Below are 18,216 nucleotides of genomic sequence, written 5' to 3' on the forward strand. Positions count from 1 at the left end.
TTGTAAGCCATTCTTAATAGTACGGGAGGAAGTCATGAATCAGCGTCGGAACGGACTTTCAAACGTGAATGGAAAGAGTGAGAGTGTGAAAGAGAAAGAACGAATGATTTGGTCAGAAGTCGGAATGCTTGTGGGCACACTGTCTTTGCTTGACATCATCGTACGCGGACTTGTTCTGAACTGTCCGTTTAGGGAATGGGCCGGAAGCTTGGCGGTTTTCTTCATTATAATTGTTTATTATTGCATCAGGGCGGGAGCGTCGGGAATGCTCATGCCGAGAATAGACACCAAAGAAGAACTGAAAAAGCGGGTGAAGCAGCAGCGGATAGATTCAATTGCAGTCACTTTTGCGGCAGCGGCGCTTACGATGTACGACAGGGGGTTTCCCCATACATTCTTTGCTTGGCTGAAAATGATCTTTCTTTTTATCGTCTGCGGAGGCATTCTGTTTCTGCTTCGGTATGTCATTGTGAAGCTGTCTTACAGAAGAGCGATAAAAGAAATAAAAAAGAAATCATGTTGATGGTGGTTTCTTTTTTTGTTTATAAGAGAAAAGTCTTTTTATTTGATAGGAATAAAGATTTGAATTCACTCTGCCGCGTTGCTTTGATAGAGAGTGTGTGATAAGTTCAAATGTAAGCGTTAACAGAATTCTCCAGTCTTCACAATAATTGAAAGGAGGAAGCTGAAGAAAGAGTAAGAGGAATTTTTGACTCCGCAGTCAGTCTTCAAAAATGAAATAAGGAGTGTCAAAAATGTTTGAAAAACGATTCAAAACCTCTTTACTGCCGTTATTCGCCGGATTTTTATTGCTGTTTCATTTGGTTTTGTCAGGCCCGGCGGCTGCAAACGCTGAAACTGCAAACAAATCGAATAAGGTGACCGCGTCATCGGTCAAAAACGGGACCATCCTTCATGCCTGGAATTGGTCGTTCAATACGTTAACACAAAATATGAAAGATATTCGTGATGCGGGCTATGCAGCCATTCAGACGTCTCCGATTAACCAAGTAAAGGAAGGGAACCAAGGAGATAAAAGCATGAGGAACTGGTACTGGCTGTATCAGCCGACATCGTACCAAATCGGCAACCGTTACTTAGGCACTGAACAAGAATTTAAGGACATGTGTGCAGCCGCGGAAAAATATGGCGTAAAAGTCATTGTCGATGCGGTTATCAATCATACCACCAGCGATTATGGCGCGATTTCTGACGAGATTAAGCGTATTCCAAACTGGACCCATGGAAACACACAAATTAAAAATTGGTCGGATCGATGGGACGTCACTCAAAATTCATTGCTTGGGCTGTATGATTGGAATACACAGAATACTGAGGTGCAGGCATATCTGAAACGTTTCTTGGAAAGAGCATTGAATGACGGAGCAGACGGGTTCCGCTATGATGCCGCCAAGCATATAGAGCTTCCGGATGACGGGAATTACGGCAGCCAATTTTGGCCGAATATCACAAATACATCAGCGGAGTTCCAATACGGAGAAATCCTGCAAGACAGCGCGTCCAGAGATACTGCTTATGCGAATTATATGAATGTGACGGCTTCTAACTACGGGCATTCCATCAGATCCGCTTTAAAGAACCGTAATCTGAGTGTGTCGAATATCTCCCATTATGCATCTGACGTGTCTGCGGACAAGTTAGTCACATGGGTGGAATCACATGATACGTATGCCAATGATGATGAAGAGTCCACATGGATGAGTGAGGACGATATTCGTTTAGGCTGGGCAGTGATTGGTTCCCGCTCAGGAAGCACGCCTCTTTTCTTTTCCAGACCTGAGGGCGGAGGAAATGGTGTAAGATTTCCCGGAAAAAGTCAAATAGGAGATCGCGGGAGCGCCTTATTTAAAGATCAGGCGATCACTGCGGTCAATACATTTCACAATGTAATGGCCGGGCAGCCTGAGGAACTCTCGAATCCGAATGGGAACAACCAAATCTTTATGAATCAGCGCGGCTCAAAAGGCGTTGTGCTGGCAAATGCAGGATCGTCTTCTGTCACCATCAATACTTCAACGAAATTACCTGACGGCAGGTATGATAATAGGGCCGGCGCCGGTTCATTTCAAGTAGCGAACGGCAAACTGACAGGTACGATCAATGCCAGATCGGCGGCTGTTCTTTATCCTGATGATATTGGAAATGCGCCTCATGTCTTTCTTGAGAATTACCAAACGGGGGCAGTCCATTCTTTCAATGATCAGCTGACGGTCACCCTGCGTGCAAATGCGAAAACAACAAAAGCCGTTTACCAAATCAATAATGGGCAGCAGACAGCATTTAAGGATGGAGACCGACTAACGATCGGGAAAGGAGATCCAATCGGCACGACATACAACATCAAATTAACCGGAACGAACGGCGAGGGTGCAGCGAGAACCCAAGAATACACGTTTGTTAAAAAAGACCCGTCCCAAACCAACATCATTGGCTATCAAAATCCGGACCATTGGGGCCAGGTAAATGCTTATATTTACAAACATGATGGAGGCAGGGCCATAGAATTAACCGGATCGTGGCCGGGGAAAGCCATGACTAAGAATGCAGATGGAATGTACACGCTGACGCTGCCTGCGAATACGGATACGGCCAATGCCAAAGTGATTTTTAACAATGGCAGCGCCCAAGTGCCCGGACAGAACCATCCCGGCTTTGATTATGTGCAGAATGGTTTATATAACAACTCTGGTTTGAATGGTTATCTTCCGCATTAATGAATAGAGACATCATCACATCAAACCCTTGCTTCTGTTAGGAAATCAATCACGCTGAAAAGATGACAACACCCTAAAACGGTTCCGTTTTAGGGTGTTGTCAACAATCTGGAAACCATCACCGGTATTTTTTTGTCCAAAAATCAAACTTTTCTCTTGCAAAAGTTTGTGAAGTGTTGCACAATATAAATGTGAAATACTTCACAAGATAAAAACAGACACCACGAAACACTGGAGGATGAGCATACATGATGAACGAACGAGTGAACAAAGTAGCATTAATCGGAGCAGGTTTTGTTGGAAGCAGTTATGCATTTGCGTTAATTAACCAAGGGATCACAGATGAGCTTGTGATCATTGATGTAAATAGAGAAAAAGCCATGGGAGATGTCATGGATTTAAATCACGGAAAGGCATTTGCGCCTCATCCGGTCAAAACGTCTTACGGCACATATGAGGATTGTAAGGATGCCGATATCGTGTGCATCTGTGCAGGAGCCAATCAAAAACCGGGTGAAACGAGACTTGAGCTGGTCGAAAAAAATCTCGCCATTTTTAAAAGCATTGTCGGTGAAGTAATGGCAAGCGGATTTGACGGCATCTTCCTCGTTGCCACAAACCCGGTCGACATTCTCACTTATGCGACATGGACATTCAGCGGGCTGCCGAAAGAACGCGTCATCGGAAGCGGCACGACACTGGATTCTGCGCGATTCCGTTATATGCTGAGCGAATACTTCGGAGCCGCTCCGCAAAACGTACACGCCCACATTATCGGCGAGCACGGCGATACCGAGCTTCCTGTATGGAGTCACGCCAATATCGGCGGAGTGCCGGTGCAGCAATTGCTGGAGAAAAATGCAGCTTACAAACAGGACGAGCTGGATCAGATCGTTGACGATGTGAAAAACGCGGCCTACCATATTATCGAGAAAAAAGGCGCGACATATTACGGAGTGGCGATGAGCCTCGCCCGCATCACAAAAGCGATTTTGCGTAATGAAAACAGCATTTTAACCGTCAGCACATATCTGGACGGCCAATACGGTGTAAACGACGTCTTTATCGGCGTTCCGGCCGTCGTCAATCGGAACGGCATCGCAGGTGTGACGGAACTTGAGCTGAATGAAACAGAACAGGCTCAATTCAGCCGCAGCGCAAACGTGCTGAAAGATATTCTCGCTCCGCATTTCGCTGGGTGAAACTTAAACTGAACTATCCAAATATATGTGGTACTAATAACCCCAAGGGGGAGACAAAATAAAACACCTTTATGTTGTAACTAGATATATATCTAAAAGACAACATTGAGGTGTTTTTTTATGGCGAAATGAAAATGCTAATCAAGTGGTATCATAACAGGAAAACCAGCACATTCTTCAGAAAGGCTTTTTCAAACATAAAAGTTTTGTTAAATGAGTAGTAGCATCAGTTTTTTCCATAAGTATAACGCTTGTTTTTAGATGCACTCTATCAATTCCTTCCTCCTTAGACACCAGCGTTCCTCTTAATAATCAGGACAGCAGCTTATATCAATGTGAGATAAACTAAAAAGGCAGACTGTTAACAAGTACCTAAAGAGGAATGCCCATTGTTAATGCCCCCATAGATTCCTTCCACTGATCATTAAAATTTAGATCAATTATCCTTAAAGAAATCTGATGAACACTGTGACCGCATCGTAGAGTAACTTGCCACAATTTTTTGGCTCAATTTGCGTTGAATAATACGTTGTTTGCAATTACTAGTGAGGTAGGAGACATATATCGAAGCGGGCTCGGAAATCTGGTAGCCACAAACATAGCTGATTAGGGTAATCGTAAAACTTATTTTAAGGATAGTTAGAGTCAGTTTGATTCCTGATCATATTCGTATGGACATTTTGGTGCAGGTTAGATTACCGGATAATAGATTTATTATTATTCTGTAATATAAAAAAAGTTAAAAAATGAAATTGTGAAATAGAATATATGCTTAAACAGAGCGGTATAGATGCAACTCTTCTTAAATATGAATTTTTTTATGATAGTTAAATTTAGAATAGTAATTAATAGTTGTTCTTTTTTTTATGAATCAAATTAAATGCATATTAAATAAGGTGAGGACAATAGATTCAATATAAATAGGATAATTTTGATATAAATCTTGACTGGGATAAGTTCAACTGATATTTTAGATTATAATAACATGAAAATAATTGAAATAAATCAAATAAAGTGTATACATACCCATTATTTCCTTTTTTAATTTCTTGGTGTCTGTATTGTGAAGATGAAAAAGGTAAACTTATACTTATTCACATTCTAGGAGGTGATGTGATAAATTAATACGATTATTTATTGAACATCACAGATTTATACATAAGCACAATTAAAAAGAAGAGGAGAATATGGAAAAAATGATGAGCCAAAATGTAAAGGAAAAAGAAGATTCTTTAGACTTAACATCTATTTTAGATGAAATTGAATCAATTGATATTATGGAAGTTTCAGAATCGATGTTGCTTTCTGAAACAGGTGCAACAAGCGGATCAAGTTCCTCAAGCAGTACATCATGCTGCGGTTCTTGTTCGTGTGCTAGCTGCGGTGCTTGTACAAGCTGCGGATAAGTAAATTGTAGGGGAGTGTCCAAAGTTTGAAAACCAAATTAAACGAGCAAAACTCATTAGACCTAACATCTATTCTAAATGAGATAGAATCAATTGATATTATGGAAGTTTCAGAATCGATGTTGCTTTCTGAAACAGGTGCAACAAGCGGATCAAGTTCCTCAAGCAGTACATCATGCTGCGGTTCTTGTTCATGTGCGAGTTGCGGTGGTTGTACAAGTTGCGGATAAATTAAATGAGACAAGGACGAGATCATTCTCGTCCCAGTTCTCTTTTTCGTGATATAAAATTTAATGACGGGGATGGAGAATAAGATGAATGCTTTTCCGTGGTATATCATTAGAAAGAATCCTATATCCGTTGAAGACTTTTCAGGTTTCCGCGATATAAGATGGATAAAACAAATAGAGAAATTTAAAATGGAAGAATCAAGATATGAGCAAGAAAAACAAGATACCATTAAAAGATTGGAGCAAATGTTCAAGAGAGACAAAAAAAACGAAATTATTAATGTGAAACGAAAAGTATACAATAATAAAATCATCAATCCTGATCAATATTCTGAGAGTATCTTAATTGCAACAAAGGATTATCTATTTAGAAAACAACAATTGAGAGATGCTGAAATTAAGCTAACTGCATTTTATGATGAAAAGCATTTGAGCGATCGCAAGTTAATGCAACGATTAATCAGTAATAATCATGAATTGACCAACCCACTCCCTCTTGTCAACTTGAATTTCTTCCATAAAGTAAATAAGTTTTTGGAGATAGATGTAAAGGAACACACAGCAAATATAAGGAAGGTTGATTATCAGTTAAGCAGAATTATATCAAGAGCGGCTTTGAAAACAAGTCCTTTTAGTTCTTTTACAAGTATAGAAATAAAAAAATTCAATGAAACACATACAAATAAACACAAAACAAAGGCTTATCACACGGAGATCAATTTTTTTCTCTTTCAGAAAATATTACATATACTTTCTATGGATAAAGAATATGCAAGAAACTTTCGTTATAAAGTGTCGTCCTTCTATGAAAAAAATGATCATTTAATATTTATTCCGCAAATAGACTTGAACCGAGGTAAAGTCTTTAATAATGTTGAGAAAGAGTTCTCGGTAAAAAATAATATAATGTTCAGAGAAATAATTCAATCTTTTCGTACCAACGAAACTTTGTCTTACGAAGAATTAACGGGTATTTTAAAACATTATATGGATAATAAGACGGTTGAATCATTTATTACTAATGGGCTGCTGAAAAAAGGTTTGCTGTTTGCGGATGTACAAACTGATGAATATTCCGAAAATGTGATAGAAGATTTTAAAAGAAAATTAGAAAAGTTACCGAATAACTCCGGAAAAACGGAAAAAATCATAAATATTGTAAAAGAAGTGTATCAAAAAACGAGGGAGTATGAAACTCAATTCATACAGAACCGTTTTAAAATAATGAGAGAACTAAAAGAAATTATCTCGAAACTGGAAAGTGTACTAAGATATCCTATAGCAAGTGAAGTAATATTTTATGAAGACTATATTATCAATGGATCTAATGATTCTTTTAATATAGTGCAGAATAATTTAGAAGAAATAAATATACTTCAAAAGCTAGCATTAATGATTAATATTCCTATTCAAGTCCAATTTGAATTTGCTGAGGTTTTTAATAAGGAGTATTCTGATAGAGAAATTCCAGTTAATTCCCTGGAGCTGAAAGAAATATTTATGAGTGTAATCAAAAACTTCAGAAATTGGTCAGATTTACTTGCCCCAATTTCAAATTTGAAGTCAAAAAAAGCACTTGAAATGGAAGCGTTGAAAAAAGAAATAAAAAACCATTTTTTATTTCAGAAATCGAGAAAAATAAAAGAAATAAACATAGATAGACAACTAATAGAAGACTGGTATAAAACATTCAAAACAATTTTTACGGAAAAAAGAACTTATTCTTCTACAGCTCTCATACAAAAAAGTGGCAGTTATTATGTCTTAAATAAGCTGTATGCAGGAAGTCTGAGACTCTTTAGCCGTTTTTTTGAATATTTTCCGGAGATTTATGATGATACGGATTTTAGAGACTACACAGGACGGATATTCCCAAAAAATACAATAGAAATCAGAGAAGGATACGGGTTTAATGCGAATCGCCATAGAAAACTTATTCCAAATCGTTTGATACTTCCGAATAGCCGGGGAAGCGATGATGATATCAACAAAATTCCAATTGATAATTTGTACTTTAAATATAATAAACAGACAGAGCTTGTAGAGATTTTTTCAGGTGTTAACAATAAGAAAGTAGAAATTGAATGTCTAGGGAGCTTAGTGGATTATATGCTCCCAAATTCAGTGCGGATGCTTTTAAATTCAGTTGTCCCTCGCTTAGATACTGACTTTATTAATTTATGGGAACATGAAGGTTCTGGGGATTCTTTTGTCATAGATCATATACCATCTATAAGATTGGGAGATATCATAATTTCCAGGGAGAAATGGCTTGTAAACACAGCTTTCTTTAAAAGAAGTTTAAGTGCAGCTAAAGATGCAAAAAATCTCTCTGAATTTTTTATTAAGCATGGTCTTCCTATGGAGTTTTTCGCGAAAAAATACCTAGGCGAGGAAAATTATCAACATGCTACCGCAAAAAAAACAGATATGAAACCGCAATATTTTAATTTATACTCTCCTATTTTTATTAAGGATTTCAAAAAGTTTCTAGAAAGTAACAGGATGATTATAATAGAAGAAATTAAACCGATTCCTCAAAATAGAGGTTTTAATAAAGAATATCAGATAGAAGTTTTGCTGGAGGATGAATAATTGGCTGATTATATAGAAGTAAAAGCATTTTTCTTTGGAAATGAGGCCGAAAAAGAACAAGTATATCTTAATTTTATTTTACCGTTTTTTTCCCCGATCCTTGGTCGTTTTCATGCAGAGCGGGGATGGACCGGAGGACCGCACTTTCGAATTATATTGTCAAAAAGTGATACAAGTATAATTGAAACATTTCCAAGTGAATTTAAGCGATACTGCACAACACATTTTCCTGAATTAACACAGGTCGAGATAGAAAACAATTTGTCCCCTTATTTGACTCATCAAGATATTATACCGAATATGGAAAGAAGAGAAAGCATTCCAATTTTGATTGAGAATCATTTAAGCGTTCTAATCGGACCCTACAATGAAGAATATATGTATAACACTTTTAATTCTTACGCTCATTTTGTAGCGCATACCAGAGCCCTTTTTATGATGCAAGAGTTTATTTCTGTTAATATTTATAAATTCAAAGAAATAAGCCCAGAAACACAGCTCAAAACTTTGACAAGAATGCTTTATGATGTTTTAGCATTTTCCAGTTATACGGACAAATTCTCTGTGCTAGTTTATGTTTCAAATACGGAAGGCGTTTTTTCAATAGCTGATAGTCTAAATAAAAAAAGGTCATTTGAAGACTCATTCTTAAAAATGTACAAAGCTTTAGAAATCCCTGCCTATTTTACAAATCAATCATACAATCTATCTATCGGTTCAAGCTGGTTTGATACTGTTTCAAAAATCGTAGATTATACAAAAAAAAATTTAGATGCTTTAGCAGATTCAGAAGATGGATTTTATTCGATTGAAAAACAGAAAGAAGATTTAGTAAAGAATATTGAAAGTATTGATAGCCCTTTTCATAAGAATCTCTTAAATCAAATTGATTCATTACTTAATCATAATGAGCATAAAATGTTCAAGTTTTTAATCAATATCATTTATAAGTCAGTTCATATGTTGGGGTTTACTTTTGTTAAGAAAAATTTTGCTTGCTTTGCTGTTTCCAAATATGTATTAGATAAGCATCATACAACATGGGAAGAGATTTTAAAAGAAAGAGAGCGAGTATAATGATATTAAAAACGCGTTCGAATTTTTCTATCATGCGTATAGATCAATCGATTCTCATAAAGAAAATAAATGGACAGCACCAAGCTGTTTTGTCTGATGAAGACTATAAAACTTTCATTGACATATTGGCGGAATACCGTAATCCAAAGATGTTATCTTTAGTCAACCAAAGCAATGACTATTTGAAGCTGTTTAAGTTTGCTCTCAAGAGCGGTTTGCTCATAGAAGTGAAGGGAAAAACAAATCACCTTACAACGTTAATTACACAGAATATTGAGAACCGTTTTGAAGATTATGAAACAATTTTGGAAGATTTAGATGAGAAATCTATAGAATTAAAAGGTGCACCAGAACAGGTCATTTCTTTTTTTATGAATAATGGGATTCTTGATGATGAACGTGAGCAAAAATCCATAATTTATTTTAATGATAATATTAGAGAAGCTCCCCTAAAAAGTATATGTATAGAAATAAATGAAAGCGGGCGCAGTTTTCTGTTTAAGAAAAAAAGTAAGGAGCAATATGATTTCTTAAAAAGATATGCTAATCAATATCCAAAAGCAGATGGTGAACTTGCCAGAAGAATTTTACCTTTTTTAGTATACGTTTATGTCACCTCTGATCTATATGAGAGTGAACGCCAGGTGCAAGATACTTTGTTACTTGAGGATGGAACAATAATTTCGATTCCTGAAAAGGATATTACCGGAGTAATTGACAATTATGAGCGAAAGTTACCGAATGTGAATGATGATGAATTAACCATTATTCAAAAACTTGAATCTGCTTTTGTAAACTGTCCGTTGTTTAAGTGTGAGTTTAACTCAACTGAGACATCCAGAATAAATCAATTTATGGCAGCTCATTATCAAATTGATATTAACAATGATTTTAAATATATGAGTACACATATTAATTATAAAAAAGCTGCATTACATACTTTAATGCACAGCATAGAAAAATTCTTAACTTACGAATCTGAGAGAAATAAAGAAAATACTTTATGGATAGCAGATCTTGATAAAGATCGTTTTTATATAAGAGGGATTGCCTCATTTATAAAGAAAGAAAGCTCCATTCATCTTATTGAACGAATTGATATTACAGCAAAAAAATTGCTTCAAACGATTTATCATATGACTGAAATTAAAGAAGTATTAATTGGAATCGACTATTTGTTTAAAAAGGATGTCGGCATTGTTTATCTCATTGATGAAGATCATTATATCCTTTATAAAAGCGAAGTAACGACAGATTTTAATGAATCAATAATCCGGGGATTAACAGAGATCATAAGCAACAAGGCAAATGGTTTGCTTAAAAAAGGTGAATCGGTTGAATTATCCAGCTTTCAAGTCCGAGATATCGGTCGGAAAAGACCAAACTCACTAATATTGGCTGAGATGCTTGAAGTTTTTTCCGATTATGATATTAAAGAAAAACCATGGATATACCAACCACTATTTGAGTCCAGTAATTTATTAATAGGAAGTTTTCAATTAACCGGGGAGAATTTATCATGATGTACTCTATAAATAAAGATTACCAAAAAGTTAAAAAAGAAGATATTCATGGTAAAGTCAACTATTATGAAACTTCTTCTTATATTTTTATCGGTCCGTATGTAAATGATATAGAAGATCCATGCTTTAACTGCTTTAAAGAAGCGGTTAAAGCAAATGGGAGCAGATATTATTGGTGCATAGAGCAGGAACGAACTGAGTTAACTAGCTTTAACCTATTTGCGGATGATGATAAATGTACGGAAGAATTAAGGGGCGCAGTACTAATTTTTAATAAAAATACAGGAAGCATTGAAAAGAAAGAAATTTACAAAAATGCTTTTTGTGAAAATTGCAGTTCTGATTTCTTTGAGAACAAAATACTGAAAGATAATCATAATGAAAAATTAAATAAAGAGGGTAGAGTCGTTTCATTTACTAATGTTATTAATAAGCTGAAGAAGCATGAAAAACTCTTAATTGATCAGGATACAGGAATAGGAAGAATGCTGTTCAGAGATGCAGAATCAGATGTTATCCCTATGTATGGTATTGAAGCGTATATCGGACAAAGGCAATATCATTCATATGGCCGGGCAGAGAGTCTAAGTGCCTCTAAGTATTCCGCAATACTTGAAATGATTGAGCGCCATGCGAGTATGATTCCCCAATTCACTAAACCGCTGCGTGCTTCTTATCATCAACTGAAGCAAAAGAAAATGGATGTAATTAATCCTGAATCTTTTATTTTGCATAAAAGTGTTGAAGGAGAACATTTATATTCTCATGATAAGGAAATTTATTGGACAGCGTGCCGACGTTTAGATAACAATAAAGAAGTTTTAATTCCAGAGCAGTTAATTTATTTTGATAACCAAATCATACGTGGAGAAAATCGATTTATATATGAGACATCAAATGGGGCAGCTCTTGGGAACAGTATGAAAGAAGCAGTTATGTACGGATTGTTTGAGGTAATTGAACGAGATTGTTTTTTGGTTCATTGGTATTGCAAAAAAACACCTAAAAGAATAGACGTTTCATCATCAAATAATTTACAAATCAAACTTGTTTTAAAACAACTTGACGATTTGGGCTATGACGTGCACCTTTTTGATATTACTCTAGAAACTGATATCCCCGCTGTATGGGTTCTTGCAGTAAACCGTAAGGATGGTGCGAATTTAAAGTATTACAATGCAGCAGGAGCTCACTACAATCCAGAAAAAGCTATTTTTTCTGGTTTAGTAGAGGTAGCCACATCTGCTTTAATTTATGAAAAAAAACTTGATAAGGAGAAATCCCATTTAAATTACTTAATACAAAATCCAAGTGGCGTAAAAAAGATGGAGGACCATGTTAATTATTATTCCTTTGAAGAAAATGGCAAAGCTTTTGATTTTCTTCTGAATAATCTGGAGCAAATGGAGCTAATAGAAGTGCATAAAATGACTCCAGCATTTCCATTTACGTATGATGCACTTAAAAGAGCGGTATTAGATAAGCACCCTGATATTTACATAGCTGATTTAACTCAATATTTAACTGAAAAATTAGATTTTCACGCTGTGAAAATTCTTATCCCAAGTTTGCAACCGATGACTTTTGGACTTCAAAATGAGCGTCTGAATTTGGAAAGACTTAATCAATATTGCGAAGATCTATCGCTTTTAAAAAATAAGGAAAGAGAGCCGCATCCATTCCCATGAGTATTACTCTTAATGACCTTACTTTTAATAGATATGAAAAGAACCGTAAATCTTTGTCTTTTCAATTTGTTTCACCAAGAGGCACTTCATTTAAATATGAAAAGGACCAGAAAAGAAACTCTCATCAAAATAAACCTTTCCGAAAACTGGCCCTATTTGTTGAAGAGTTGTTTCGATTTCAGAGTTATGAATACCAAAGTCCTTACTCATTTCATAAATATGCCCCCTCAGCTAGAGGAATCTATTGTTTATACCCTTATGTCATCTGTATGGGATATGTATGGCTTTATGATGCTCTGGACCATAGATGGGTGTGTATTGGATATGTCCCTTCTAAAGTTCAAGCTGTCGAGATTATCATCTCTTGTGATTTCTGGAGGTTATGCTCTGTTTATGGAAGTTTTGGGCTTGCACTAGGATTGTTAGAACTTGGACATATGACAGCAGATATTAAAATGGATTCCGAAGATCATGGTTTTCCTGTTAAAAAGGTTGGCTACATGTTTAACCGTTGGCATTATTCAAAAATACTGAAGGCTCCTGAAGATATTCTTCTTGGATGTCTAATAGAGTTTGAGCAGTCAAAGCCGATTGATCAGCCTGACGTACGCCACAATATTTATAAGTATAAAAAGACTTATAACTATCAAAAAGAACTTCTTCAAATTGGCATTATGGACTACATAAATGCTTTGACTAAAATGGATGAAAGTCTTAAAAATAATGATTGGTTTTACGAGGAGTCTTCAAAAGGTAATAAAGCTCACAGACATTCAGGTAACCATGTATTTGGCTTACTGGATATTAGCTCTGCTTATTGTAACAAGACTTTTTTAGCACTCGTTTTATTTTTGCAAAATACTAAAGGAAGAATGAATAGGTCTAATCAGTTTTCAATTTATATTGCTGTTCAGAATATAGAAGATTGGAAAAAAGGTATTTATTATATAACTGAAAACGGGTGCAAATTAATATCATCTGATTTTGAAATAAAAAAATTCTTTTATGATACATACGATTTCTTTGAAATAGAAAGATCTCCTTTCACACTATTTGTTACATATACTGGTGATGGAGAAACAAATCAAGAAAGTATATATTATGCACATGTGGGAGCAGCTGGCCTTATTCAGTATGTTGCTAGGTATATGGCAGATGGGAAGGCTTATACAAGGCCCATTAAAAATATAAATGATTTATACTGCCACGAGAAATTTAAAACCGAACCTAATGAACAGGTCATTTATGCTATGCTTTTCGGTTACAACAATACAGGTATGAGGAAAGTTGAGGGGAGAGATTTCGTATGAATTGGCATTCTTACCATCTGTTTATTCATGATCAAGCATGTCATGATCTTTTTCTGAAAGAGTATTTAAAAAAGTTTTTAGACAAGGAAAAGGGTTTAATAAGTAAATTTTTTTTTATAAGATATTGGCAAGGAGGGCCGCATATTAGGTTTCGGTTTCAAAGCCACAATCCTGAGAAGGTACTAAGAAAATTAAAAATTGTATTTGCTGATTTTTTAAAAAACTACAACCCTTCCTATAGGTTAAAAAAGGAACAATATTATCATAATCATACATTTGACGGAGAGCTGCCTGATGAAGAGGATATGTATTGGGTGGAAGATGGTCAGATAGTTTCTATTCCTTACAAGCCTGAGTACGAAAGATACGGAGGCTTTGATATTATGGAGGTTTCTGAGACAATTTTTCATCATTCAAGCCAATTAGCCTTGCAGGTTATTGAACAAATAAATGATCCTAATGTGTTAACAAAGATTATCTTGGCTTGTGATTTTTTTATGTTGGCTGAAAGTCAGTTAGCATATAGCCAGCGCAAGATATTAAATGAAAGATATCATTCGTTTTGGCTGCACTTTGCAGGTGAAAGTGAAACACCCATTGAAGAGAACCTTTCAAAAATAAAAAATGCATATAAAGCGAGGGTAAAAAAAACAGCCCCATTAGATCTCGATATATACCATACCTTTAAAAAAGTTTTAGAGGAACAGATTCGACATGCTACAGCCATAAAACCAGATGTAAATATAAATCATTTGATTTTTTCACATATTCATATGTATAACAATCGTATTGGGTTGCCACCTTATTATGAAAATCAGATTCCTGTTATTATTTCATAGACTGGAGTGATGTAAAAAATGAAATGGAACTTCAATCAATCAATTACTTATGAAAATACACTTTACAGAAAATATCATCTGCAATCAAACCATGCCCCCCATATTCAGATGATAAATGCCCCAAGAAGGGAATATGCTATTCATTCCTTAGACAGTGTTGGTGCAAAAGTGAAATATAAGTTAAAAAGTATAGAGAATTTGCCTTCTTTAGAAGTGGAATTATCAGAAGTGCTAAAAAAAAGAAGATCTTCCTGGGTATTTTCTGAACTGGATTTAACTTTTGAAATGTTAGAGCAGTTATTGACATATAGCTTTGGTATTAGTAATATTAGGGAAAAAAAGCGGACATATCCTTCTGGTGGTCAATTTTACCCCATAGAAGTCTATTTTGTGCCGACAGCAAGAAGTGTAGATAGCAATTTGTTAGAGGAGAAAGTGTATAAATATAACATAGATCATCAAGAGATTGTGGAAATCTGCGATTTTAATATTGATGATTTAAAAGCTTTTAGTGCATCTACTGATGTGGGTTTTTTTTCTATTGATGGATGTCAAATTGTTTTATTTTTGGTAGCTGAAGACAAGGATATATTTGCAAAATATCTTGAGTTTACATATAGAATTATTCATTTAGATGCTGGGCATATGGCTCAAAATTTTTTACTTACCAGTGCTGCTCTTGGACTTTCAAGTATTCCTATAGGAGGCTTTTATGAAAAAACAGTAAAACAAATACTCGGTTTAGATAATACGTCAAAAATGATTATTTATACACTCTTAGGGGGATAATCTGTATGTCTGAGAAGCTCATAAAACTTAAAGAAAACTATCAAATCATACGAAATCCGCAAAATCCAAGTCAAGTATTTGTTTATGATAAAAATAAAGAAATGGTTTTTTTGAAATTTAGCATGAGTTCATTGGAAAAACTAGAGAAAGTAGATTTTAATCGCTGGGGGCAGCATTTTCAATCACTTCAAATATTAAAATCCTCTATTGAAGGTAATATAATCATTTCATTATATAACAGATATCCAGATTTGTTTATCAGTACTAATAATAGCGAAGATTTAATGATTGATGCAAAAATACTGGAGAGAGAAAACATTATTAATTATAATCACTTTTATAGTACATATCAATTATCCAACCACCAATATGATTCATCTCGAATTTTTTTGTGGGGAGCATCCCAAACAAATCTACTTGTTTTTCATCAGCTCATGAATCTCTCAATAGATGTCACACTTATTGTATCGTTAAAGGAAAAATTAACTCCATATGAAAATATTCTTTCAGGCAGAAGTCCATTTCAGCAAGTGCCGGACTTTATAAATAGTGTGAAAGACCATTATAACCTGGAAGACAAAAAAGCAAAGATTTTAATTTTTGAAAAAATATATGATTTTAAAACATTAGCAGGAAAAAACGTGATTCATATTGTTGACAACAAGATACTAGATAAATATGTTTTGCCAGAGCTATTTAATAGAATCGAATCCTCAAGAAATAAAGGTATTCTATATTATGGTTCTTATGAAAATGAGTTAGTGATCGGTCCCTTAGTATTCTCAGGTGAAACTGTTTCTTATTCCGATTTTCTTTTTAACTACGATAAAGAAACAAAGGCGCCATCTTCAGTTTTAAATTTCTTATCTGCAGGAATGATTCAACGGGTTATCTCATATCTTAATGCTGATTCATTAAAGTATCTGTCTGAAGATGCTCAGCTTCCCTTAAATTCTGTATTTTGCATTGATAAGTTTTCTCTTAACTCTAGGATAATCCAATTAAAGAGAGAGGTTTTAAAATGAAAGTTATTACTCAAGGTTTGAACAAATCATATAAAGATAAAAAAGTTCTGCAGGATATTAGCTTCACTATTGAAAATAACGAGATTGTGGCAGTAATAGGCCCTAATGGGGTTGGGAAAACAACCATGTTAGAAATTTTAATGACATTGAAAAAATACGATTCAGGTGATGTTCAAATATTAGGTCATAACTTACATAAAGAATCTAATATTCAAAAAGTGCGTTCAAAGATCGGAGTTGTTTTTCAGGAGGGGGGGATGTATGCATACCTAAAAACAAAAGAAGTGTTAGACTTATTCGCCTCGTTTTATGATATATCTAATGATAGAATCAATGAAGTTGTTAACTTATTCTCGCTTACAAAACATATGAATACAAAGTATGAGAAACTATCGGGGGGTTGGAAGAAAAGAGTTTTGTTAGCTACTGCATTTTTAAACCAGCCTGAATTACTTTTTCTGGACGAGCCTACAACGGGACTTGATCCTAAAGCGACAAAAGATTTATGGGATGCTATTAAGTTGGCGAAAAATAACGGAACAACAATCTTATTGTCTTCTCATTCTATGGAAGAAGTGGATATGTACGCAGACCGCTCTCTTATTCTAAAAGATGGCAAAATTGCAGAATTCGATTCTCCAACAGTGTTAAAAGAAAAGTATCAATGTACGTATTTTAAAGAAGTGTATTTTGCTATTTTAGAAAGGGAGTCTTCACATAATGAGTAAATCTTTATTTAAATTATGTAAATATGATTTTGTTGTTTTTTTACGTGAACCTTTTTTCGCTTTACCAATTCTTATACTGCCTGGGATTTTCTTTTTTGTCTTTATGTCTATTTTCAAAGAGCAGATTGGAGGAGCTGAAAACTTTGGTCCGTATATTCCAATTTACAGCTTATTAATCTCATTTCTCGTATTGTTTTTTAATATTGGTCTTCAATATGTAACAGAAAAAGAAAGAGGAATTCATAAACGTTTAATTATGTCTTCTATTACAATATATCATGTAATTCTTACATATATTATTAGAGGGGTTCTTATCTCGTTAATTGGTTTTATTGAGATATTGCTTGTTGGTAAACTTGTTTTCCATACTATTTTGACAGATCATATGTTTTTATTCATTCTAACTTTCCTGATTGTAATCGGTATAACCTTGTTGTTTAGTTTATCTACTCATAATCTCTTTAAAAATTCAAGGCAAGTTCTTCCTTATACAATAGTCATGTTTCAATATGTATTATTTGGATCCGGACTTATGTTTCCTATTGAGTCTGTTCCTGAATTTGTTAAGTATATTGTTTATATAAACCCATTTTATCACATGAAAAATTTGTTGTTATCTGTGTGGAATTGGCAACAGATAATCAACTGGCAAGGGATAGCATATTTGGTATTGGTTATTTTCGTATGTATATGCTTAATCTATATAAAATCGCGTTCTAAGGAATACTAAATTAAAGAATTGTGTATTGGCTGTTTTAGCGGCTTAAAATTTACACTATAAAAAAGCAGGATTGTTTAGAGGTATTATACTCCCCTTAGACAGGCAGATGTTATCCTAATCTGCCTGCCTAAGGGGAGTATTTTCGATAACTATTATCTATAAATTCAAAGCCCGACAAATTTGCTTAGTGGACATTATTCTCAATTAGAAATGATATACGAGTGTCTAATATCCAGTTCGTCAATGTCAGGAAAATCGATGAAAAAGGATAGTCATAAAGCAGCCATGAACGAATGGTTGCCCTATGACAAAGGGTAGTTCAACAATTTGCTTACTATAAGTTAAATA

At 34.8% G+C, this 18,216-nt stretch carries 15 protein-coding genes; all 15 read left to right on the top strand.

The window, feature by feature from the left end; translation table 11 throughout:
- Positions 1-34 precede the first annotated feature (34 nt).
- The 15 genes from G9F50_RS15260 to G9F50_RS15330 all read left to right on the top strand — a co-directional run bounded on the left by G9F50_RS15260 (position 35) and on the right by G9F50_RS15330 (position 17,877).
- Positions 35-523 (top strand): DUF6773 family protein, encoded by a 489-nt coding sequence (locus G9F50_RS15260; protein WP_165406590.1) that lies wholly within the window; start codon positions 35-37, stop codon positions 521-523.
- 232 nt (positions 524-755) lie between these two features.
- On the top strand, positions 756-2,735 hold the full coding sequence (amyE, locus tag G9F50_RS15265; protein ID WP_165406591.1) for an alpha-amylase: 1,980 nt from the start codon (positions 756-758) through the stop codon (positions 2,733-2,735).
- A 248-nt stretch (positions 2,736-2,983) separates the two neighbouring features.
- On the top strand, positions 2,984-3,937 hold the full coding sequence (locus G9F50_RS15270; RefSeq protein ID WP_007609256.1) for an L-lactate dehydrogenase: 954 nt from the start codon (positions 2,984-2,986) through the stop codon (positions 3,935-3,937).
- A 1,187-nt stretch (positions 3,938-5,124) separates the two neighbouring features.
- The gene (locus G9F50_RS15275) at positions 5,125-5,343 is read left to right on the top strand and encodes a thiazolylpeptide-type bacteriocin (RefSeq protein WP_099566370.1); all 219 of its coding nucleotides are present in this window, start codon (positions 5,125-5,127) and stop codon (positions 5,341-5,343) included.
- Positions 5,344-5,369: 26 nt separating this feature from the next.
- A complete protein-coding gene (locus tag G9F50_RS20825) occupies positions 5,370-5,573 on the top strand; it encodes a thiazolylpeptide-type bacteriocin (RefSeq protein WP_076983281.1) in 204 nt (67 codons plus the stop codon).
- A gap of 84 nt (positions 5,574-5,657) precedes the next feature.
- On the top strand, positions 5,658-8,168 hold the full coding sequence (locus tag G9F50_RS15285; RefSeq protein WP_060563038.1) for a lantibiotic dehydratase: 2,511 nt from the start codon (positions 5,658-5,660) through the stop codon (positions 8,166-8,168).
- Positions 8,169-9,245, top strand: a complete 1,077-nt coding sequence (locus G9F50_RS15290; RefSeq protein ID WP_060563039.1) for a hypothetical protein — start codon at positions 8,169-8,171, stop codon at positions 9,243-9,245. It begins immediately after the preceding gene.
- Positions 9,245-10,768 carry a hypothetical protein gene (locus G9F50_RS15295; RefSeq protein WP_060563040.1) on the top strand — a complete coding sequence of 508 codons (1,524 nt, stop codon included), beginning with the start codon at positions 9,245-9,247 and terminating at the stop codon, positions 10,766-10,768. The genes G9F50_RS15290 and G9F50_RS15295 overlap by 1 nt, the downstream gene beginning before the upstream one ends.
- On the top strand, positions 10,765-12,456 hold the full coding sequence (locus G9F50_RS15300; protein ID WP_063096131.1) for a YcaO-like family protein: 1,692 nt from the start codon (positions 10,765-10,767) through the stop codon (positions 12,454-12,456). Before G9F50_RS15295 ends, G9F50_RS15300 begins: the two co-directional genes overlap by 4 nt.
- Positions 12,453-13,766, top strand: coding sequence for a nitroreductase family protein (locus G9F50_RS15305; RefSeq protein WP_142671737.1), 1,314 nt, complete (start codon positions 12,453-12,455; stop codon positions 13,764-13,766). Before G9F50_RS15300 ends, G9F50_RS15305 begins: the two co-directional genes overlap by 4 nt.
- On the top strand, positions 13,763-14,605 hold the full coding sequence (locus tag G9F50_RS15310; protein ID WP_060563044.1) for a thiopeptide-type bacteriocin biosynthesis protein: 843 nt from the start codon (positions 13,763-13,765) through the stop codon (positions 14,603-14,605). The genes G9F50_RS15305 and G9F50_RS15310 overlap by 4 nt, the downstream gene beginning before the upstream one ends.
- An 18-nt stretch (positions 14,606-14,623) precedes the next feature.
- A complete protein-coding gene (locus G9F50_RS15315) occupies positions 14,624-15,394 on the top strand; it encodes a SagB/ThcOx family dehydrogenase (RefSeq protein WP_060563045.1) in 771 nt (256 codons plus the stop codon).
- Between the two features lie 5 nt (positions 15,395-15,399).
- Positions 15,400-16,419, top strand: coding sequence for a hypothetical protein (locus G9F50_RS15320; protein WP_060563046.1), 1,020 nt, complete (start codon positions 15,400-15,402; stop codon positions 16,417-16,419).
- Positions 16,416-17,147 carry an ABC transporter ATP-binding protein gene (locus G9F50_RS15325; protein ID WP_060563047.1) on the top strand — a complete coding sequence of 244 codons (732 nt, stop codon included), beginning with the start codon at positions 16,416-16,418 and terminating at the stop codon, positions 17,145-17,147. Before G9F50_RS15320 ends, G9F50_RS15325 begins: the two co-directional genes overlap by 4 nt.
- Entirely contained in the window at positions 17,140-17,877 is a 738-nt protein-coding gene (locus tag G9F50_RS15330; RefSeq protein WP_060563048.1) for an ABC transporter permease, read from the top strand. The genes G9F50_RS15325 and G9F50_RS15330 overlap by 8 nt, the downstream gene beginning before the upstream one ends.
- The last annotated feature ends 339 nt before the right edge of the window (positions 17,878-18,216 follow it).

This window comes from Bacillus sp. EKM206B, assembly GCF_011066015.1.
GTDB lineage: Bacteria > Bacillota > Bacilli > Bacillales > Bacillaceae > Bacillus > Bacillus velezensis.